Raw genomic sequence first — 20637 nt, forward strand, 5'->3', positions numbered from 1 at the left:
AGTCTGGAAGGGTGCAAGAAAACCCTGCAGTCACTCTGCTGACTCCCAGCGTAATTCACCGGCTTTGCCGCCAGCTGGATATTCGCCCTACGAAACAGTTGGGACAAAACTTTGTTACTGAGCCGAGCGCTATCCGTAAGATCGTGCGCGAAGCCGGGGTAAAAGCTGGTGACCAGGTACTAGAAGTCGGTCCCGGACTGGGATCGCTAACTTTGGGTCTGCTAGAGGCAGGGGCTTGCGTGACTGCCTGCGAGATTGACCCCCGCCTAGCCGGGTTCTTACCGGCAACTATTCTCAGTCACGCCCCCGGCGCTGCCCGCCAGATGTATCTGATTCAAAAGGATGCCTTAAAACTGTTACCTGCAGATTTAGTGGGACTATTGAGCATAGCCGAGGACGCGGAGGGCTCCGGGGATGAGCGTGGGGGGAATGTTTCGGTTGCGACCTCCACCTCGAGCAGAGACTTTTCCCCGGAAGTTTTAGTTTCTAACCTTCCCTATAACGTGGCGGTTCCGGTGCTGTTGCATCTATTCGCGGTTTTCCCCTCTCTTAAACGCGCGCTAGTAATGGTGCAAAAAGAGGTGGCGCTGCGCCTGTGCGCCACTCCGGGCAGCAAAGTCTACGGGGTGCCCAGCGTAAAAATCGCTTGGTACGGTCGAGCGCGGATGGGTTCTGAGATTTCCCGGCGAGTTTTCTATCCGCAACCCAACGTAGATTCGGCCTTAGTGGAAATTACCCGGGAAATAAAAACTCCAGGTGAAAGCGGGTTTATGGGGGAGGTGAACGGTTTAGCTCCGGGAGCGACCCCCTTAGAGGAGCAAAAAGAAAAAGAACGCCAAGCAGTTTTTAACCTGATTGACCAGGCGTTTGCTTCCCGGAGAAAAATGCTGCGGGCAGGGTTAAAATCTTGGGCTCGACCCCTGGCAGCTGAGCCTGTCCTGAAAGCCTGTGGAATTGACCCCACTGCCCGTGCTGAAAACCTGAGGGTGGAGCAGTTTGTGGCAATTGCGCGGTTGCAGCGCGCCCTCCTTGCCGGTTTCGAAACTCAGGAAGGGAAATCTACCTGGGAAAACGGCTCTGGCGAGGGCGAATACAAGGCTCACGAAAACCTTCCTGTAGCGGGAGAAACTCCGACAGAAAAAGCTCCCCTCAAGGCGCGTGCTAGCGCCAATGGGAAAGTAAATCTATTACTAGCCGCCGGGGAATCGGAAGACGGCTATCACCGTCTCTCTATAGTTTTTCAAGCCGTCAGCCTCAAAGAAACTGTAGAGATAACTCTGCAGCCCGCCGGTATTGACCTTGAAGTCTCCTTTAGCGCCCCGCCCGGCGCAGTCGGATACCATCCCGGACGCGACCAACAGGCAATGTCGGGGCTAGATCCGCAGGATAACCTGGCTACCCGGGCATTTGTGCTGGTAGCCGCGCAATGTGGTTACCAGGGAGGCGCGCAGATAAAGATTAACAAACAGGTGCCGGTAGCGGCCGGGATGGCGGGCGGGTCTGCTGACGGGGCGGCAGCGCTGCTGGCCGCTAACCAGGTACTAGCTGCCGGGCTAACCCTAGGGGAGTTAGCCGAACTGGGTGCCAGCCTGGGGGCGGATGTTCCCTTTGGGCTCTATGGGGGAACCTGCTTCGCGGATCGGCGGGGCGACCGGATTACCCCCCTGCCGCCAGCAAAACCCTTACACCTGGTGGTGGCAGTTTCCCCCGAAACCTTGCCTACCCCAAAGGTGTTTCAACGCTTTGACCAGGCAGGCGTGCCGCTGACCGCTTTGCCGACCCTACCGGAGATAACCGCCCTGTTGCAGGCGCTTTATGCCGGAGACTTCGGCGCCCTCGCAAAGCTAATTCGTAACGACTTGCAAGCCCCAGCGCTAAGTCTACTTCCGCAGTTGGGGGCAACTATAGAGGTCGCCCGGCAGCAAGGTGCGATTCCCTTTATTACTGGGTCTGGCCCCAGCGTTATTTGCCTGGTAGACAGCGCGGAAAAGGCAGAAAAACTGGCCGGGGAGCTCGCCCAGCTTGAACAGGTTGCCTACACCCTGCCGCTAACTTTTTCAGCCCCCGAAATCGATCTCGCCAGAAAGCAGTGGTGGGCGTGAGCATCTTCTTAGCTGGAACCCATGAAGCCGGCGCTCTCGCTGGCCCGCGCCGTCTACTTTCCGGAATAACCGTTAGCCTCTCTCCCTGCGACCGAATCGGAATCCTAGGCCCCAATGGCGCCGGAAAATCTACCCTGTTGCGGCTGCTGAGCGGAACCCAAGAACCCGATAGTGGCAGTGTTACACAGGCGCCGGGGGTAAGTTTTGCCTGCCTCTCCCAGCAGCAGACTCTGGATCCCACACTGAGCGTTAAAGAGGAAGTCCATGGAAAAATCCCCGACTATCAGTGGGCATCTAAGCCGCATTTGCGGGAGATAGATAAAGGTCTGCTGCCAGATATAGATTTGTCCACCAAATGCGCCGAACTTTCGGGGGGACAGGCACGCCGGGTTGCCCTGGCGCGTACCTTGGGCAAAGACGCCCCCATTTTGGCATTAGACGAGCCTACTAACCATTTAGATGTAGAGGGGGTAGCCTGGCTGGCGCGTTACCTCAATAACCGTTTTAGCTCTGGAAATGGCGCCTTAGTAGTGATTACCCACGACCGCTGGTTCTTGGATGCGGTTTGTAACCGGATTTGGGAGGTAGTGCCGGGAGTTGACCCCGGATATGGACGGGAGCAGATTCCCGGTCACGTGGAAGAATATGAGGGTTCTTACGCCGCATACATACTTGCCCGGATGGAACGGGCGCGGCAAGCCCAGGTGGCGGAAGAAAAACGTCAAAACCAGTTGCGTAAAGAACTTGCCTGGTTGCGGCGGGGAGCCCCGGCGCGCACCTCCAAACCGAAGTTTCGCATTGACGCCGCCGAAGCCCTGATTAGTGATGTCCCCCCGCTGCGTGACAATGTGGAGTTAGTGCGCTTGGCCTCGGCGCGTCTAGGCAAGCGTGTAATCGAGTTAGAGGACGTGTCCTTTTCTTATCCCGGCTCAAAGCGAAAAATCTTGAACCAGGTGACTTGGCGGCTAAATCCCGGTCAGCGAGTGGGGATTATCGGGGTTAATGGTGCAGGTAAATCCACTTTACTGAGGATAATGAGTGGGAAACTTACCCCTACCGCCGGCAAAGTTAAACGGGGAAAAACGGTACAGCTAGCTACCTTGGAACAAACTCCCCAAATCCGGGGAATGAATCCCGATTTGCGGGTGGTAGAAGCCATATCTCAGATTAAAGAGCGAATCCAGTGGGGAGAACAAGAAATTACCGCCGCCAAACTGGTAGAAAAACTAGGGTTTAGCAAAGAGCGCGCCTGGACGCGGGTAAGTGACCTTTCCGGTGGGGAAATGCGGCGGTTACAGATTGCGTCCCAGCTGTTGGCGGAACCTAATGTGTTGATTCTGGATGAGCCCACGAACGACCTGGATACCGATACTTTGGCGCAGCTTGAAGATTTGCTAGATTCTTTCCCCGGCACCCTGGTGGTGGTTAGCCACGACCGTTACCTGCTGCAACGGGTTACTGATTCGCAGGTGGCGCTGCTGGCGGACGGTACCTTGGCGGCGCTGCCCGGCGGAGTGGAACAGTATTTAGAGCTGCGGGCATCCGGAGAGATAGTCGCAGGCAGCGACCAGGAATCTGCTGCCGATAAAACTACCGGTGAGGATAGCGCGAAAAGTAGGAAACCAGCGCAAAAAAGCGGGGCGGAGATTTATCGGGCGCGAAAATTACTTTCGGCTACTGAGAAGAAACTCGATAAGCTGCACCAGCAGCTCAAACAAGTAGACCAGGAATTAAGCGAAGGTGCCGCCGATACCTCCCCCAAAGGGTTGGAGCACCTGCAAAAGCTTAATCAGCGCCGCGCCCAATTGGTTAGCGAAGAAGCAGAGTTAGAAGAAAACTGGTTGCGCCTGTCGGAAACTTTGGAATAAGCTTCTACGGCGCAACCAGTTTGTTAACTAACGTCTGCTACTTAACGCTGCCTATCCCGCTTGCGGGAATAGGCTACTCCCGCACCTGCCAGCACTAGCACTCCGCTCAACAGCAGGGAGAGTAACTCATAACTGCCGGTTGGGGGCATATGCTGGCTGTCGCCCTGGGGGGAGGGCTTTCCGGGATTAGGTTTCCCTGGTTGCTCCGGTGTTCCCGGTTGTCCCGGTTGTCCGGGGGTTTCCGGGGTAGCAAAGGCGTTGATTCCCAGCAGGTCATAGGCGGGGCCATTTTCCGCGATGATTCCCGCATGCCGGGAGAAATAGTCGCTAAGTTTGCCGGTACTGGCATCAGCAGTGACAATCCCGGCTGGCAAAGCGAAAACTTTAAGTTTGGCTCCAGAACTATCTTTAACCATGTATTTGAAGTTGGCCTCTGCAGAGCCGGTCTGGTAATCCTGCACCGCGGCGTTCCAGTATTTGTCCTGGAAGGAGCGTTTAGCAATCTGGATACTGCCCACCGGCTCTCCCGCCTTTGCCATCACCTCTACCTCTTGACCATCCTCACTAATCTTGGTAGCAGCGGTCCGGTAAGCGGTGCGATTTAGTTTCGAAGCTGGGCCATTAACTACTGTTAGATAGTTATTTTCGCTGCCCGCAGCCACATTCGTGGTTCTAAATAAAGGGCTGTCCGCATGGTCTTTTTCCACTAATAAGGTGGAGTTCTTGACCATCATTGGCTGGTCTCCATAGTGTCCACCTAGCAGGCCTGAATAATAAGTGGGAACTGCTTTATTAATATAGTGAGCTACCCGGTTTAACTCTCCGCCCTTAGCCAAGAAAACGAAGGGTTGATAATCATTTAGCAGCAACGCAGAAGAGTCAGTAACGGTCGTGTTGTTGATCTGTCCGGCAAAGCCACCGTAGGAGCCACCTTTGGAGTCAACTTTTTGTACTCCATCAACTTGCAAATGCGAATTTTTAATGCTGAAGTCCCGCAAGAATCCGCCATAGCCACCGCCATAGATGGATCCGGCATGATTGACCTCGATATTTTTATCGACAAATACGGTGTTTCCGCTGTGAGTAGCATTATTTTGGGCACGTGCAGCCCCCAAACCAAAGTACAGGTTTTTCTGACTGGCACTGGCTACCTTTACATCCCCCACTACAATCCGACTATCTTTAATGTCTGACTGTCCAAAAGCGGTTAAACCGCCGATATAGGCAGCTTCTTTAGCGTCCGGATCCGTTAGGGCGACGTTAAAAGATTTAGCCTGTGCCGAGCACTTTTCTGCGGGCTGCTTTTTATCTTGGGAGCCGAACATTAGCGCGACTGTGCCAGCCGTTTTAGCGGAGATATTGATATTTCCCGCCTTAAAATGATTATCCGCCGTTAGCTGTGGATAGAAGTTTTCTTCCGGTTCGCTGTTGAGAATATGTCCCAAGCCGGAAAAATCTAAGTTGCTAGCCGAAACTGAAATATCACCGTAAGTGACGCTATTTCCTTTGGCATTAGCCAGGTTGTACATCATCAGCTGGGCATCAACATCCCCTTTAGGATTATCAATCTTAAAGTTCCCGCAGGTTAGCTGGTTATTTTTAGCACTTACCTCCGGCAGAGGGCTCTTTTTTGCGGGGTTTGTTTCCTTGCCGGTGCGCGCTTTCATTGCGAGTCCGGCATAAAAAATGTCGCCTGTCCCGGTCCCTTTAAGTTCAATCTCGCCAACCCGATAGGTGTTGTTTTCGTAAACTTGCAGGTCGTTAACCCCATTTTCTCCGTCAGAGTTCCACGAGTTCATAAAACCGACAGAAGACAGGATTAGCATTGACGATTCTACCTGCAGCTTCTTGGCTATTTTAATATTGTTGTTTTTAACGTTGAGATAGTTTCCTTTGGAATTATCGTCAGCAAGACCATGAACCCGGGTGTAATTCCAACTGGATCCGGTCTTTTGGGAAATAGCCGGATTAGATTTGAAAATAATATTTTTTACCTGGAGCTGGGAATTAGTGAAGTTTTGTACCTCCTCAGAGATACCGGCGGCCAGCGGAGCGGAAATACCCGACCGATAGCCTTTACCACCCTGCATATCCACTTTGAGGTCACCAACGATATTGATCTGGGCGTTGTCTATCCAGGCTTCCCCCAAGTCGAAACCGATACCGGCGGCATAACCGGCATTCTTGGTCACCGCCTGAATATTTCCGCCTACCTGCAGGTTCAAATTCTTTAGATGCCCAGTAGCCTCCAGCACCTGAGGCTTGCGGTTAACATACAGCTCCCGCCAGGTTTTACCCCCATCAATCTGATTAGTTTCTCGCTGCGGAGTGGTGTTACCGAAGTGGAAAGTAAAACCAAAAGCTCCTGCCGAAGCGTCTTCTCTCTCCGGGGCGGTTTCGCTACCAATATTTCCCTTAACGTCGATCTTAAGGCTATCGAAGTTAGTGTCATCAGCGAACCAAGTGAACCCGGTAGAGAGGACTCCTTGGTAGTTGCCGGCATAGTTAGTGGAGCAGCGTACTTTGCCTAAGCTGGCTAGAGGTTTAACGTTGCCGGCTACCGAAACCTCAATATTTTCCACTTTCCCACTGGCAGCAACAAAGCCCTGATCGGTTAGGGTGCTTCCCCCGCGTAGTTCCATAGCGAAGGGAAAACCATCGACATCCCCCGCGTACTTTAGTTTCAGGTTAGTAATCGTGAACTTATCCGCAGCTACTCGCCCAAACAAGGGGAAGGCATCCTGGGCAGGAAAAGAGATAGTGTGTCCATCCCCATCAAAAGTAACCGTGCCGTCAATGTTGATTAAACCGTATTTAACCAGCTGTTTTTTATCTGCGAAATAGGGGTTAGCAGGGTTGATCTGAAAATCTTTGGCCAGTTTATAGTCGCCCGGCTTTAAAGTCAGCACCTCCCGACTGGCAGAATCTAAGCAGTCGTTTGTAAGAGTCTTAATTTCTAAATACGGTTCCAGATCCGCAAAAGAAGCAATCTCTACGGTAGCGGCAGGTGCCGGTGCCGGAGCCCGCTGGGGAAGGGGAGCGGCAGCCGGTGTCGATACGGCAGACGCACCTGAGCTTGGTAAGGTCTGCTCGGGGGCGCCAGATTCCGCAGCGGGGGCAACTTCTGTCGAGCTGGGCGTAGAATCTAGCTCTTCCGGGTCAGCGGCCTGAGCGGGCCCGGGAAAAAGTAATGCGATCAATGCTGATAGTGCTAGAGCGGTAAGTAGCGCTCGGAAAAAACCGAGTTTCCCTAAAGTGCGTTTCATCACGATTTCTTTCTCTTGAGTGCGCGCGCTAGTTGCTATCTGCTAAGCCGGTGAGTTAAAAACTGCACCTATCAGCGCTTTTATTTTTCATTATACCGGGATTAAAGCCTTGGAAAGCAAGGGGGAGAAGCAATTATTAGCGTGTATTAGGTCATGCAGAAGCAATGAACTCAGATATCTACCTAGCGCAAAGGACGCACCGGGGTGCCTTCAAAAGGTAGTAGTAGACGCCGCAGCAGTCCCGAGAGTACCTTCCGCTCGTCCTCATCTAGGGGAGAAACTAGCTCTGACTCGCGCCGCAAGAGCTCCTTGAGGGCTGCATCTACCCGGGTAACTCCCTTGTCGGTAAGAGTCACCAAAACGGCGCGGCGATCATGCGGGGAGGGGGTGCGTTTGACCAGCCCCTTCTTTTCTAGGCGATCAATCCGGTTGGTCATAGTGCCGGAAGAAACTAGCAGTTCCTGCAACAGGGTGCCGGGGGTTAAAGAATAGGGAGCGGCCGCGCGGCGTAGCACGGAAAGCACATCAAACTCCCACGGTTCCATTCCTTGAGCGCTAAAGGCCTCTTTGCGTGCCAAATCTAGGTGGCGAGCTAGGCGGGCAACCCGGGAATAAACTTCCATCGGAGAAACATCAAGATCTGGGCGTTCAATCTGCCAAGCAAGAATGATGCGATCGACTTCGTCAGTAGCGTCGGAGGAAATGTTTTGTGGAATCACAAGCTAAGTTTACTTGAAGTCGAGACACTGGTCTATGTCTGATTGCCATGACTAGCATCACGAAGTTAGGTTTACCTAAAATATGTATCTGGACACACAGTTAAGCCATTCGCCCCGCCGAACTTTGCGACACGAGGGCAGTTAATCGTTTTTGGGACATACCATTTCGGCTCTCGGCAGGGGATATTCTTTTTCCGCTCAGCAGGAAAACCTTATTGGTGAAAGGGGGTGGCTACCTCGCCGCGAAATACCGTTTTTAGGAAACTTATTTGCCCTGTGTAATATAGAGGAGTATTCCGCCCTGGTGTATAGGTAACACGCGGGCTTTTGGTGCCTTGAGAGCCGGGTTCGAATCCTGGGGGCGGAACTGGCAGTTAAGTGCCTATTCTTTCCAATCCGGCTACCTACAAGGGGTCAAATCGTGGAAAATGCACCCGCGGCAGCGATTATATTAGCTGCTGGTAAAGGTACTCGTATGAAATCTGCCCGCCCCAAAGTTCTGCACCCCTTGGCGGGGAAAGCACTGTTGGGACACGCTATCGATGCGGTGGCAGCTCTGAAGCCGCAGGCACTGTGCGTAGTAATTCGTCACGAACGCGAAGCGGTGGCTCAGTATGTAAACAGCTACTGCCCGCAAGCTATTTTAGCTGATCAAGATGAAATCCCGGGAACTGGGAGGGCAGTGCAATGCGCCCTCGAAAAACTGGCTGAGCAAGGCCAGCTCAGCGGAACCGTGGTAATCACCTCCGGTGATGTACCGCTGCTAGAAAGCTCCACCTTAGAGAAAATGCTGCAAACCCATCAGGGAGCCGGAAATCAAGTAACGGTATTAACCACCCAGGTCCCTGATCCCAGTGGTTACGGACGGGTAATCCGATCCGAAACCGGCGCGGTCAGTGCCATTGTGGAGGATCGGGACTGCCAGGAAACCCAGCGGCAAATCCGGGAAATCAACGCCGGGATTTATGCTTTTGACGCCCAGTTCCTTATCCAGGCGCTTTCAGGACTGGGTACTGATAACGATCAGGGCGAGGTTTACCTGACGGACACTATTGCGATAGCGGCTGGAAACGGACGCGCCGGAGCGTATCTGCTTGATGACTATATGCAGGCAGAGGGATGTAATGACCGCGTTCAATTGGCTGGTCTGCACCGGGAATATAACCGGCGAATCCTGAACCAATTAATGAAGGACGGGGTCAGCATTATTGACCCCGAAACCACTTGGATTGAAAAAAGTGTCACTATTGCTGCTGACGCCGTGATTTTGCCGGGATGCGACCTCCATGGCAATACGGCTATTGGCGCCGGAGCCGAGGTAGGTCCCTTTACTTCGCTTCGTGATGTGAAGGTAGGGGAGGGCGCCCGGGCGCGCCGCTGTGATTTACAGGCAGTGAATCTGGCTAGTGACTCCAACCATTGTTGCGAAACCAACCTGTAGTGCGCTTCATGACTTGTAGAATCGAAATAACGGCATGGCGAATCTGGCCAAAAATGAAAGGTAACACGCAATGACGGGGATTAAATCTGCAGGTCAAAAACACCTTCTGATTGTGCCGGGGCGAGCGTACCCCGAGCTTGCACAGGGAATCGCCGAGGAGCTACATACCGAGGTGTTACCTACTGTCGCCTACGACTTTGCCAATGGCGAGATATACGTGCGGTTTTCCGAGTCTGTGCGGGGGGCGGACTGTTACGTAGTGCAGTCCCACACTGCCCCGTTAAACAAGTGGGTAATGGAGCAGATGATTATGGTTGATGCCCTCAAGCGGGCATCGGCGGCGCGAATCACCGTAGTCGCCCCTTTCTTCCCCTATGCGCGGCAAGACAAGAAACACCAGGGGCGCGAACCGATTTCTGCTCGTCTAATCGCAGATTTGTTTAAAACTGCCGGTGCTGACCGGTTGATGAGTGTAGATTTGCATGCCGCTCAAGAACAGGGATTCTTTGACGGTCCTTGGGATCACCTTTATGCCCAGCCAGTCCTGATTGATTATGTAAAAAGGCGGGTAGATCAAAGTAATCTCACGATTGTTTCCCCGGATGCTGGTCGCATTCGCGTGGCAGAGAAGTGGGCTAATAAGCTGGGGGGATGCGAACTAGCGTTCGTACATAAGACCCGGGATACTACTCGTCCCAATGTGGCGGTTGCTCACCGGGTGGTGGGTACGGTTGAAGGGCGCACCTGCGTTTTGGTAGATGACCTGATTGATACCGGCGGTACCATCGCCGAGGCAGTAAAAGTGCTGCTGCATTCGGGGGCAAAAGATGTGATTGTGGCGGCTACCCACGGGGTACTTTCTCCGCCAGCCGCCGAGCGCCTGTCTACCTGTGGGGCTAGGGAAATAATTGTTACCGACACCCTACCGATTTCAGCGGAAAAACGTTTCCCGCAGCTGACGGTACTGCCAATTGCGCCCCTCCTGGCCAGCGCGATTCGTACCGTGTTCGATGATGGTTCGGTTACCGCCCTCTTCGATCAAGATTAGAGAAAATACCTGACTCTAAATGTGAGTTGCCAAACCTTTTCGCCCTTCCGGTTTACCTGGGCGGATTGGGACTATATCCTGAAACCAGGTTGCCTCGGCGAGGGCGCGTTCGCGCCGTTATCGACGTGGCCGTGGAAAAATCCACGTCCTCCGGGGTCCAGTAAATATCCGTACTCCTAAGGAGGAACACAGTTATGGCGGCAGAACTTTCCGCACAAGTACGTAAAGAAACCGGTAAGGGCGCAGCGCGTCGCGCCCGGCGAGCAGGACAGATTCCGGCAGTGCTCTACGGTCACACCGTAGACGAAAACCTGCACCTGAATCTGCCGGGGCATGACACTTTCCTGATTGTTAAAGATAACCCGAACGCGATTATTAACCTGGATGTAGATGGGGAAAAGCACCTGGTGCTGTTAAAGGAAATCCAGCGCCACCCGGTACGTCGCGATATTCTGCACATTGACCTGCTGGCGGTTAGCCGCGACGAAAAAGTGGAAGTGGAAGTACCGGTTTTGGTTACAGGCGAACCTGCTCCCGGTACCGTCGTCAACCTGGAAATCTTCGATTTGCCGGTACAGGTTTCTCCCCTGGAGATTCCCGAAGAAATCGTTATCAACGTGGAAGGCTGGGAAGAAGGCCGCGTCTTGCGTGCTGGCGAGCTAGAACTGCCTGCTGGCGTAGTTACCACTTTGGACGACGAACACGATGTCCTCTCGATTACGCTGCCCGAAGAAATGCCGGAAGAGCCCGCTGCTGAAGAGGGCGAAGCAGGCGAAGAGGCTTCCGAGGAAGAAGCTAAGGAAGAATCAGCAGAGTAACCACTGGCTATACTTTTCGGGGAGGGCATTAGCCCTCCCCGAAATCAATTTAGGGAAAAGATTTAAGCGATATAAAGGGGTAGAAAGTGGCAGAATCCTGGCTGGTGATTGGCCTGGGAAATCCGGGTGAAAAATATGCGGGTACCCGCCATAACGCTGGTCACCTGGTGATTTCTCATCTGGTACAAACCCAAGGTGAACGGCTGCGGCGTCACAAAACTGGCAGCCAGGTGGCTACTTTGCGTCTAGGAATGCCCGGGGATGCGACCCTACCGGTACACCTGGCAATCCTGGATTCCTTTATGAACACTTCCGGAATCCCCACCGCGAAACTGGTGAAGTTTTTCGGGATTGATCCGGCTCAACATTTGCTGGTGATCCATGATGACCTGGATTTGCCGGCCTTCGATTTGCGGCTCAAACGCGGAGGCGGCGAGGGCGGGCATAACGGTCTGCGTTCTATCAGTCAAAACCTGGGAACTAGAGACTATGCCCGCCTGCGGATGGGGATTGGACGCCCGCACCCGCGGCAAGATCCGGCTGACTATGTGCTTTCCCGCTTTCCCCGCGGGGAACAAACCGCCCTCGAGGACGCCTTAGATCGAGCCTGCGAAGCTGTAACTGAGGTAGTAACTGCGGGATTTACCCGCGCCCAACAGCGTCTAAACACTCACCCTTAGTGGGCAACCAGCTGGGGGTGTCCCTAGGGAGACATTCAGCTAGGGCTTGACCCCGACTTTAGCGGTTTTTACCTGTGCGTCCTTAGCATTTAACCCGGGGAGACTTCCCGTGTCCTGCCCTAACCTTTCCTGTAAATCCACCAGGGAGCTCAAAGTTTGAGCAATCAACGCCGCTTTAGCATCCGGGGTCACTGTCAACAAATTCATCTGCACTTCAGAGGCGATTTTTAGGCCTGCGGCGGCTTGTTTATCGCTGCCGCTCAGATTCTCAAAGGGCTGATAAACCGCTTCGCGCGGATCTGTCCCCAACTGGGTAACCAACTCCTGTAGCTGCCGGCGCAACAGGGGAGTAATCTCTTCAGAAACCAGCTGTTTTAACTGGTTATCGCGTCCTTGTGCCGCATTTTTTTCGATATTGTACCGCAGAGAATCCAGCTGTTTAATCCCTCTACTAAGTTCACTCTTTTGCTGATCGCTAAGGGGAGTTTTCTCTTCTTTGTCTTTGGCGTTCACAACCGTTTTATCGCGGTGCCATTTGCCATCCTGGTAGCGCCAAGGGGAGAGCTTACTGGGATTAGCAGGGGGCAAAGTTACCGAAGCTGCCTGTGCCAGCTGTTTATTCTCTCGCTCCATGGCCACTCCCGTAGCCACCAGCACCTTCGCGAGGGCAGTAGTCTGTTTTAACTGTGCTACTGCGTCCTTATTGCCCTGGGAAGACTCTTGGCTCTCCCTCGCCAGGGCAGCCAAAGTTAACCCATCATTTAAGGTATCTACCTGGCAATCTACTAGCTTTTGCATCAGAGCTTCACCGTTTCCCGGAATCCGGTAAGGCTGGGGTTCGGGTAAAGTCTCCGGTTTTTCTTTCCCCGCTATCTTTACCTGGGGACGGGGCCAACGCGGGCCGAGTACTTTACTGCGTGCCTCAAAACCATCTTTAAACGCCAAAAGGTTGGGGCTGCCAGCAAATACCTGCTTGATACCATCACTAATTGCCTCTTGACAGGCACTAGCGCGGTAGCGTGCGATTTGCGTTTGATCTGCGCGTACCCCGTCTCCGCTGCCGTCATCAATGCGTACCCCGCATCCGGCGAGGCTCAAGGACACGGTTAGCGCTAAAGTAAGGGGAACAATCCAAGTTTTCTTCATCAAAGTTAAGTTTGCCACGGGTAACATATTTTTAGAAATAAATAATCAGCGAGGGAATGAAATGACGAAACCTAAAACCAAACTAGAAAATGAACTTCATGAGTTATTAACCGGGGATTGTGAAGCTGCCGGACTTTTCCTTGAGGACGTGGCTGTAAAACGTGCCGGAAAATATACCCGTCTAGTGGTGACGGTAGATTTACCCCGCGGTCCGGGCGCGGTGCGTGAAGATCAGCTTTCCCAGGCGACTTTAGAGATTTCTCGACACCTGGATGAGGTTGACCCGATTAATGGAACCTATAATCTGGAGGTCTCCACACCGGGGATTGAGCGTCCCTTAAAGGACGAACGCCAGTTTTCCAGGGCTATTGGGCATCAAGTCTTGTTGAAGAAGTGTGATGGCACCAGCGAAGAGGGTAAGCTGGTGGCTACGACAACTGAAGACATCGAACTGGAAACCGCCGGCGGGCAGCGCGTCATTCCTCTAACCGATATTGCGCAAGCCCAGATGGTGGTACAGTTCTAAAGCTCGCAAGGAGCATCATGGATATTGATATGGCCGCATTACGCATGGTAGAAGCGGAAAAGGGCGTCAGCCTAGATACCCTTATGGCTGCTATCGAGGACGCCTTGTTGAAGGCCTACCATAACGCCCCCGGGGCGCTCGATGACGCTCGGGTAGAAGTCGATCGCAAGAACGGTCACGTAATCGTGATGGCGACCGAGGTAGATGAAAACGGCAATAAGATTGGCGAATTTGATGACACTCCCGCTGGGTTTGGGCGGATTGCTACTACCACCGCCCGCTCTATTATTATGCAGCGGCTGCGCGAAGCTGAGGACGAACAGGTACTGGGGTCTTTCCGCGATAAGCAGGGGGAAGTGATCTCGGGAATTATTCAGCAGAGCCGCGATAAAGATGCGGTAGTGGTCAAAGTTGGCGAATTTGAGGCGGTTTTACCGAAAGCCGAACAGGTTCCGGGAGAGCAATATCGCCATGGGCAGTGGATTCGCGCAGTAGTGGTGAAAACTTTGCGCGGGGAAAAGGGCGCCCGGATTGAGATTTCTCGCCGTCACCCCGATCTGGTGCGCGGGTTATTTGCGCGGGAAGTCCCGGAGATTACCTCCGGAGACGTAGTTATTGAATCCGTCGCGCGGGAAGCGGGCTATCGCACCAAGATAGCGGTGCGTTCCAGCCGCCCCAATATCAACGCCAAGGGAGCCTGTATCGGACCGATGGGCAGGCGTGTGCGGGCGGTTATGAACGAACTCAATCACGAAAAAATTGACATTATTGATTATTCCGAGGATGTGGCTACTTTTGTGGCTAATGCCCTCTCACCTGCGCGTGTTACCTCTGTCACGGTAGAACCTGCCGAGCATGTACTGGCGCACGTGGTGGTACCAGATTTCCAACTATCGCTGGCGATTGGTAAAGAGGGGCAAAACGCGCGTTTAGCTGCTCGTTTAACCGGGGCAAAGATCGATATTCATTCCGATACCGACCAGGAATCTGCCGCGGAAGAGTCCTAAACCCTTCAGTTTTACCTTCGCGCGTGAAAGGCGCGGCTTCGGCTTATTTCCGCTAAGGCGCTAATATAGAAGGCGGAACCTATCTTTGGTTGCAATGGCTGCGCCGGTTCTGGGCTTTCGCCTTGACCGGTGCTTTATTGTGAGCGGTGTAGGAACTTTTTTTTAGGTAAGGTTACCGGCATTTACACCCAGTAGATGCCCGATACAGGAAAGCAGGGTTGGAAGCTGATGGTCACCCGATGAGCAACCAGCGATGATCTGCCAATTAAACCAATAGCCTGCTCCTAGCTGGGCAGGCCAGCAAGGAGAATTGTGGCGAAACTTAGAGTTCATGAGCTAGCTAAAGAGCTCGGAACCACTTCGAAAATTGTGCTGCAGGCACTAAAGGACTCGGGGGAGTTCGTAAAAAGCGCGTCCTCGACTATTGAGGCTCCGGTAGCGCGGAAAATGCGGGAGCATTTTGCCAAGCTAGCCGAAGAGGTCGAGGCAGCGGCTCCCAAAGTTAAAGCGGCGAAACAGAAGGTTGCCGCAAAGACAGCTAAATCCAAGGCGGGGGCGAAAGCTAACGCTAGCCAGGCGGAAGAAAGTAAAGCCGCAGCTAGCAAGGATGACGAACCGAATACTGCCCCAGAGCAAAAGGCGCAGCCCGCGGCTAAACCCGCCAAGAAAACTGCAGCTAGTAAAGCAACGCCGAAGCCCGGTCCGAAACCGGATGCTAAAGAAACTGCCGCGAAGCCGGCAGAAAAGGCAGCTAAACCGGCACCTAAACCCGGCAGGTCAGCGGCAAAGCCCGGTCCGAAACCGGCACCGCGTCCCGGGGTACCTCGCCCCGGAAACAACCCCTTTGCATCTTCCCAGGGGATGCCACGTCCCGGCGGTCCTCGCCCCGGAAACAACCCCTTCGCATCTTCCCAGGGGATGCCACGTCCCGGCGGCAGCTCCGGGCAGCGTAAAAACGCTGGTCGTGGACGTCCGGGACGGGGAAATAAGCGGGGATCGGGGGCTACTCCTAATGTGATGCCTACCCATTCACCAGCTGCTCCCATGATGGATCAGCCGGCTCCTTCGCGCGGTCAGCGCCGCGGTGGCGGCGGGCAAGGCGGTCCGGGCGGTCCGGGCGGTCCGGGCGGTCCGGGTCGTCCCGGCGGTCACCGGATGAATAATCGTGGTCGCGGCGGTTTTGGCGCCACTCAAGGGGCGTTCGGTCGCGGCGGTTCCTCGAAAGCTAAACGGCGTAAATCCAAACGCGCTAAACGCGCCGAATACGAGCAACAAACCGCTCCCAAGATTGGCGGCGTGCAGGTACCTCACGGAGATGGCTCCACGCCCTTACGCTTGCGTTCGGGGGCTTCACTAGCGGATATGGCAGATCGTATCGACTGCGATCCCGCATCCTTGGTGACTGTCCTTATGACCTTGGGGGAGATGGCTACCTCCAACCAGTCTTTGGACGAAGATACTTTGATGACACTCGGCTCTGAACTGGGTTATCAGGTGCAGGTAGTTTCGCCAGAAGACGAAGACCGCGAACTGCTAGAATCCTTCGATATTGACTTGAAGGAAGAAGAGCAAAGCGATGAAGAAGACGCCTTGCCGCGTCCTCCGGTGGTTACGGTTATGGGTCACGTTGACCACGGTAAAACCAAGCTGCTGGACGCGATTCGTGACACCGATGTGGTGGGCGGCGAGCACGGCGGAATCACCCAGCATATTGGTGCTTACCAGGTAAACATCGATATGGATGACGTACGTCGCGCAATTACCTTTATCGATACTCCTGGTCACGAAGCGTTCACCGCTATGCGTGCACGCGGGGCGGAAGTTACCGATATTGCGATTTTGGTGGTAGCCGCCGATGACGGGGTGATGCCCCAGACGGTGGAAGCAATCAACCACGCTCAGGCCGCTAATGTGCCAATCGTGGTGGCGGTGAACAAGGTTGATAAACCGGAATCCAACCCGGATAAAGTTCGCGCCCAACTCACCGAATACGGCCTGGTGGCCGAGGAATACGGCGGCGATGTAATGTTCGTTGATGTCTCGGCTAAACAGCGTAAAGGTATTCACGAATTGTTAGAGGCGGTGCTGCTAACTGCAGATGCCGCCCTAGAGCTGAAAGCTAATCCGGATGCGGCTGCTCGCGGGGTAGCGATTGAAACTCGCCTGGATAAAGGGCGGGGAGCTGTCGCCACTATCTTGGTGCAGCGCGGTACTTTGCGCGTTGGTGACTCGATTGTAGTGGGCTCGTCTCATGGTCGGGTGCGCGCCATGCTTGACGAGTACGGCAATACGGTAGAGGAAGCCGGTCCTTCCTTCCCCACGGCGGTGCTGGGGCTTACCAGCGTGCCAGGTGCAGGCGACTCCCTGCTGGTGGCGGAAGATGAACGCACTGCCCGCCAGATTGCCGATAAGCGGCAGGCGCAGCAACGTGCCGCCCAACTGGGTAAACGCCGCAAGCGGATTTCGCTGGAAGATTTCAACGCCGCTTTGGAACAGGGCAAGGTAGATACTTTGAACCTGATTTTGAAGGGCGATGTGTCTGGTGCAGTCGAGGCTCTGGAAGATTCACTGCTCAAGATCGATGTGGGCGACGAAGTACAGCTGCGGATTATTCACCGCGGCGTGGGCGCGATTACCCAAAACGATATCAACTTGGCCAGCGTAGACAACGCGGTAGTGATTGGTTTCAACGTGCGTCCGGCGCAGCGAGTAGCCGAATACGCCGATTCCGAAGGCGTAGATATGCGCTTCTACAACGTCATCTATCAGGCGATTGAAGATGTTGAGAACGCCATGAAGGGCATGCTCAAACCCATTTATGAAGAAAAACAGATGGGTACCGCCGAGATTCTGCAAGTATTCCGCTCCTCCAAGTTCGGTAATATCGCTGGTTCGCTGGTGCGTGAGGGTCTGATCAAGCGGGGCGCTAAGGCTCGCTTGGTGCGTGACGGCGTGGTAGTGGAGCCGGAACTGCAGATTTCTTCTCTACGCCGCGAAAAAGACGATGTTACCGAGGTTCGCGAAGGCTACGAATGTGGTATTTCGCTGGGCGTCAAGGACATCAAGGTTGGCGACCAGATCGAAACCTGGGAAATGGTAGAGAAACCGCGCGAATAGCGTTACTTGTCGGCTTTTCGGGCGCAGACGTTTTTGCGCCCGAAAAGCCGCATTAGGTGAAGGAGTTTTTCATGGCCGATGAGGCTCGCAGACGCAAAGTTGCAGAGCGGATTCAAAATACGGTGGCGCGGCTTTTAGAACGTCGCATTAAAGATCCCCGCATCGGTTTCACTACGATTACAGATTGTAAAGTCACTGGGGATTTGCAACACGCCACCGTCTTTTACACGGTTCTTGGTGACGAGGACGACCGTAAAAAAACCGCGCGTGCTTTGAACAGCGCGAAAGGTTTGATTCGCTCCGAGGTAGGTAAAGCCCTGGGGATTAGGCTTACTCCCACGATCGAGTTCGCGCTCGATGCCCTGCCAGAGCAAGCCGCCAGTTTTGAAGAAAAACTCGCCAGTGCACTGTATTCTGACCAGCAGTTACGAGGGGTTTCGCAAACGGCTTCCTACGCCGGTGAAGCAGACCCCTACCGCAAACCCCGGGAAAAGAAAGTTTTTGAAGACGTCCCCGCCGCCCCGGCTTTCACCGAATGGACTGGTGAAGACGATATTTTCTCCGAGGACGCAGATGGCGACGTGCTCGCAGATTCTCCGGAATCTGGCGAGGTTGAAACCTCCGGCAGTGATAACCTCTTTGAAAGTTAGTTAGCTGCAGTGATGGGTACTGCCAAAGCGGCTCCGGACTTTTGCCCTGCAGGTGCAGAACTGGACATTCCTCGTGCCATAAAGACTGCTCCCGACGGGGTGTTGGCGGTGGATAAACCCCTGGGGGTTACCAGCCATGATGTAGTGGCGCGCCTGCGCCGCCTGGCGGGAACCCGCAAAGTAGGACATGCGGGAACCCTGGACCCAGCGGCCTCGGGAGTATTAGTTGCCGGCATCGGGCGGGGAACAAAACTGCTGCAATACCTGCAAGGACAGCGAAAAACTTATGCCACGCGGGTATGTTTTGGGGTCGAAACCGATAGCGAGGACGCCGAAGGTACCATTACTGCTACCCGCGGAGCCACTTTAGCGGATTTGGATAATCTGGAAAGCCTACTGTCTGGGTGGCGTGGGCAGGTCATGCAAGTGCCGAGCGCTTTTTCCGCCCTGAAAATCCGCGGGCGGCGGGCGGCGGATCGGATTCGCGCCGGCGAAGCAGTGCGGATGGAACCCCGCCCCATCACTATTTATGAACTTTGCACCCCGGGGGAGCCCAAAGCGGGCGAACTTGCAGGTACACCAGTGGTTTATCAAGACCTGACAGTTACCTGTTCGGCGGGTACCTATATTCGCGCCCTCGGAAGGGATCTGGGAAATCAGCTGGGAGTGGGGGCGCACCTAGCAGCCTTACGCCGCCTGCTGGTCGGCTCCTTCGACGCTAGCGGCACTACCATCGCCAATGCGTCCTTCCCTGCTTTTTCTTTGCAAGAACTATCGCAGATGGTAGCGGCAGGAGAAGAACTACCGGTAGTGAGCCTAGATAATATCTGCCGCGAACTGTTCCCCAGCTGTCAGGTAACCCCGGAAGTATTAACCGCCCTAGGCTACGGTCAGCGCCCGGAAATCAGTACGGAAACCCTTGGTGACCTGGGTAAAGAACAGCTAGATACCCCCGCAAGAATCTACGGCCTGCATTTACCGGGAGAAAAGATATCGCTATTGGCGTCTCCAGTGGAGGGCAAGTGGCGTTCTGTACTAAGTTTACAAAGTAGGTAAAAGGAGGAACATGAGCGAAGAAAAGCAAAGCTCTGGCGGTTGCGGATGTGGCTGTGGCTGCGGAGGCAAAGGTAAGAAAACCGCGGAAGAAAAGCGCACTGGGGAACTGGGAGTTCCGGCGAATGGCAGACCGGAACTTAGCGTGCGGCAAAGCGAAAAGTAAACCGTGGAAATCTGGACTTCGGCTCCGCAACTGGAAAAAGACCAGCGCACTGTCGCCACCATTGGGATTTTTGACGGGGTGCATAAAGGCCATACCCGGATTTTAAAAACCGTGGTAGAGCGGGCGCGGCGTGCGGGGCTCAAAGCGGTGGCGATTACCTTTTCTCCCCACCCTTCTCAGCTGCATCATCCGGAAAATCCTACTCCCTTAATCCAGCCCCTTCCTGACCGTCTGGACGCTATGGCGGCGTTGGGGCTCGATGCCACCTGGGTGGTGCCTTATACCTGGGAGCTGGCAAATCAAAGTCCGCAATGGTTTATTGACCGTTACTTTATACAGGGTCTGCACCTTAAAGAACTGGTGGTGGGGCAAGATGTCCGTTTCGGGCGGGGAAACCGGGGCGATATTGAGACTTTACGCCAGGCGGGACTTATCCAAGATTTTCAGGTAATTGAGGTAGCAGATATTACTGACCAGGATGCACGCCGCTATTCCTCCACCCGGGTGCGTGCTTGCTTGGCCAGCGGTGATGTCCAAGGTGCTGCCCGTATTTTAGGGCGGAATTTCCGCTTGCGCGGGGTTGTGGAGCGCGGTTTTCGGCGCGGGCGGCTGCTGGGTTTCCCGACTGCCAATCTGGGAGGCACCGAGGGGCTAGCGATTCCCGCCGATGGAGTATATGCCGGGCATTTGGTGCGATCCGTGCCAGGAACTAACGCAGTCGAGCATTTACCAGCGGCAATCTCGGTAGGTACTAATCCCCAGTTTGCGGGAACCAAAACTACGGTAGAAGCCCACGTGTTAGGGCGCGCTGACCTTGATCTCTATGATGAACCGATAGCGATCGATTTTATTGCCCGCCTGCGGGAAATGCTGAAACTAGAAAGCGTAGAAAAGTTGCAGGCACAAATGGATGAAGACCTGCGCGCATGCAGTGAAATCCTGGGGGTTCCGCCGGCAGGAAGGGTTGATCCTGACGAGGTAACCGCACTATAACGGTGCTGGCCGGCTAATCTGTAAAGCGTTCTTGCGG

At 54.3% G+C, this 20637-nt stretch carries 16 protein-coding genes and 1 tRNA gene; 14 read left to right on the plus strand and 3 right to left on the minus strand.

Features of this window, described 5'->3' with window-relative positions:
* The first annotated feature begins 11 nt into the window (after positions 1 to 11).
* Positions 12 to 2102 (plus strand): 4-(cytidine 5'-diphospho)-2-C-methyl-D-erythritol kinase, encoded by a 2091-nt coding sequence (ispE, locus tag BQ5456_RS10325; protein ID WP_071129609.1) that lies wholly within the window; start codon positions 12 to 14, stop codon positions 2100 to 2102.
* On the plus strand, positions 2099 to 3970 hold the full coding sequence (locus tag BQ5456_RS08600; protein WP_235858564.1) for an ABC-F family ATP-binding cassette domain-containing protein: 1872 nt from the start codon (positions 2099 to 2101) through the stop codon (positions 3968 to 3970). The genes ispE and BQ5456_RS08600 overlap by 4 nt, the downstream gene beginning before the upstream one ends.
* 41 nt (positions 3971 to 4011) lie before the next feature.
* Here BQ5456_RS08600 and BQ5456_RS08605 read toward each other — a convergent pair whose 3' ends face one another.
* Positions 4012 to 7236: a hypothetical protein gene (locus BQ5456_RS08605; RefSeq protein WP_071129610.1), complete on the minus strand. Its 3225-nt coding sequence runs from the start codon at positions 7234 to 7236 to the stop codon at positions 4012 to 4014.
* A 182-nt stretch (positions 7237 to 7418) separates the two neighbouring features.
* Complete coding sequence (locus BQ5456_RS08610) at positions 7419 to 7955, minus strand: MarR family winged helix-turn-helix transcriptional regulator (RefSeq protein ID WP_311589137.1); 537 nt, start codon at positions 7953 to 7955, stop codon at positions 7419 to 7421.
* A gap of 295 nt (positions 7956 to 8250) precedes the next feature.
* Between BQ5456_RS08610 and BQ5456_RS10450 the strand changes: the two genes are divergently transcribed.
* The 5 genes from BQ5456_RS10450 (at position 8251) to pth (ending at position 11942) form a co-directional block, all read left to right on the plus strand.
* Positions 8251 to 8322 (plus strand) — tRNA-Gln (locus BQ5456_RS10450).
* Positions 8323 to 8376: 54 nt separating this feature from the next.
* The gene (locus BQ5456_RS08615; RefSeq protein WP_143037069.1) at positions 8377 to 9396 is read left to right on the plus strand and encodes a bifunctional UDP-N-acetylglucosamine diphosphorylase/glucosamine-1-phosphate N-acetyltransferase GlmU; all 1020 of its coding nucleotides are present in this window, start codon (positions 8377 to 8379) and stop codon (positions 9394 to 9396) included.
* A gap of 70 nt (positions 9397 to 9466) precedes the next feature.
* Positions 9467 to 10444 (plus strand): ribose-phosphate diphosphokinase, encoded by a 978-nt coding sequence (locus BQ5456_RS08620; RefSeq protein ID WP_071129611.1) that lies wholly within the window; start codon positions 9467 to 9469, stop codon positions 10442 to 10444.
* Positions 10445 to 10638: 194 nt separating this feature from the next.
* The gene (locus BQ5456_RS08625; RefSeq protein WP_071129612.1) at positions 10639 to 11262 is read left to right on the plus strand and encodes a 50S ribosomal protein L25/general stress protein Ctc; all 624 of its coding nucleotides are present in this window, start codon (positions 10639 to 10641) and stop codon (positions 11260 to 11262) included.
* Between the two features lie 86 nt (positions 11263 to 11348).
* Positions 11349 to 11942, plus strand: a complete 594-nt coding sequence (gene pth / locus BQ5456_RS08630; protein ID WP_071129613.1) for an aminoacyl-tRNA hydrolase — start codon at positions 11349 to 11351, stop codon at positions 11940 to 11942.
* Positions 11943 to 11981: 39 nt separating this feature from the next.
* On the opposite strand, the gene BQ5456_RS08635 is transcribed toward pth, so the two are convergent.
* Positions 11982 to 13106 carry a hypothetical protein gene (locus tag BQ5456_RS08635; RefSeq protein WP_159428785.1) on the minus strand — a complete coding sequence of 375 codons (1125 nt, stop codon included), beginning with the start codon at positions 13104 to 13106 and terminating at the stop codon, positions 11982 to 11984.
* A 43-nt stretch (positions 13107 to 13149) separates the two neighbouring features.
* Between BQ5456_RS08635 and BQ5456_RS08640 the strand changes: the two genes are divergently transcribed.
* From BQ5456_RS08640 to BQ5456_RS08665, 7 genes are all read left to right on the plus strand, one after another.
* Entirely contained in the window at positions 13150 to 13614 is a 465-nt protein-coding gene (locus BQ5456_RS08640; protein ID WP_071129615.1) for a ribosome maturation factor RimP, read from the plus strand.
* 17 nt (positions 13615 to 13631) lie between these two features.
* The gene (gene nusA / locus BQ5456_RS08645; protein WP_071129616.1) at positions 13632 to 14621 is read left to right on the plus strand and encodes a transcription termination factor NusA; all 990 of its coding nucleotides are present in this window, start codon (positions 13632 to 13634) and stop codon (positions 14619 to 14621) included.
* A 312-nt stretch (positions 14622 to 14933) separates the two neighbouring features.
* Positions 14934 to 17738, plus strand: coding sequence for a translation initiation factor IF-2 (gene infB, locus BQ5456_RS08650; RefSeq protein WP_071129617.1), 2805 nt, complete (start codon positions 14934 to 14936; stop codon positions 17736 to 17738).
* A 71-nt stretch (positions 17739 to 17809) separates the two neighbouring features.
* The gene (gene rbfA / locus BQ5456_RS08655; protein ID WP_071129618.1) at positions 17810 to 18388 is read left to right on the plus strand and encodes a 30S ribosome-binding factor RbfA; all 579 of its coding nucleotides are present in this window, start codon (positions 17810 to 17812) and stop codon (positions 18386 to 18388) included.
* Between the two features lie 12 nt (positions 18389 to 18400).
* Positions 18401 to 19444 carry a tRNA pseudouridine(55) synthase TruB gene (gene truB, locus BQ5456_RS08660; RefSeq protein ID WP_071129619.1) on the plus strand — a complete coding sequence of 348 codons (1044 nt, stop codon included), beginning with the start codon at positions 18401 to 18403 and terminating at the stop codon, positions 19442 to 19444.
* 10 nt (positions 19445 to 19454) lie between these two features.
* The gene (locus tag BQ5456_RS10455; protein WP_159428786.1) at positions 19455 to 19607 is read left to right on the plus strand and encodes a hypothetical protein; all 153 of its coding nucleotides are present in this window, start codon (positions 19455 to 19457) and stop codon (positions 19605 to 19607) included.
* 3 nt (positions 19608 to 19610) lie between these two features.
* Complete coding sequence (locus tag BQ5456_RS08665; protein WP_071129620.1) at positions 19611 to 20600, plus strand: bifunctional riboflavin kinase/FAD synthetase; 990 nt, start codon at positions 19611 to 19613, stop codon at positions 20598 to 20600.
* Positions 20601 to 20637 lie beyond the last annotated feature (37 nt).

Origin of the sequence: Varibaculum massiliense, assembly GCF_900106855.1 — a bacterium.
GTDB lineage: Bacteria > Actinomycetota > Actinomycetes > Actinomycetales > Actinomycetaceae > Varibaculum > Varibaculum massiliense.

Bases quoted from the DNA above. Each gene is read 5' to 3' on its own strand.
- BQ5456_RS10455 (WP_159428786.1), top strand. From the start codon at position 19,455: ATGAGCGAAGAAAAGCAAAGCTCTGGCGGTTGCGGATGTGGCTGTGGC.
- BQ5456_RS08605 (WP_071129610.1), bottom strand. From the start codon at position 7,236: ATGAAACGCACTTTAGGGAAACTCGGTTTTTTCCGAGCGCTACTTACC.
- BQ5456_RS08620 (WP_071129611.1), top strand. From the start codon at position 9,467: ATGACGGGGATTAAATCTGCAGGTCAAAAACACCTTCTGATTGTGCCG.
- BQ5456_RS08625 (WP_071129612.1), top strand. From the start codon at position 10,639: ATGGCGGCAGAACTTTCCGCACAAGTACGTAAAGAAACCGGTAAGGGC.
- rbfA (WP_071129618.1), top strand. From the start codon at position 17,810: ATGGCCGATGAGGCTCGCAGACGCAAAGTTGCAGAGCGGATTCAAAAT.
- truB (WP_071129619.1), top strand. From the start codon at position 18,401: ATGGGTACTGCCAAAGCGGCTCCGGACTTTTGCCCTGCAGGTGCAGAA.
- nusA (WP_071129616.1), top strand. From the start codon at position 13,632: ATGGATATTGATATGGCCGCATTACGCATGGTAGAAGCGGAAAAGGGC.
- BQ5456_RS08640 (WP_071129615.1), top strand. From the start codon at position 13,150: ATGACGAAACCTAAAACCAAACTAGAAAATGAACTTCATGAGTTATTA.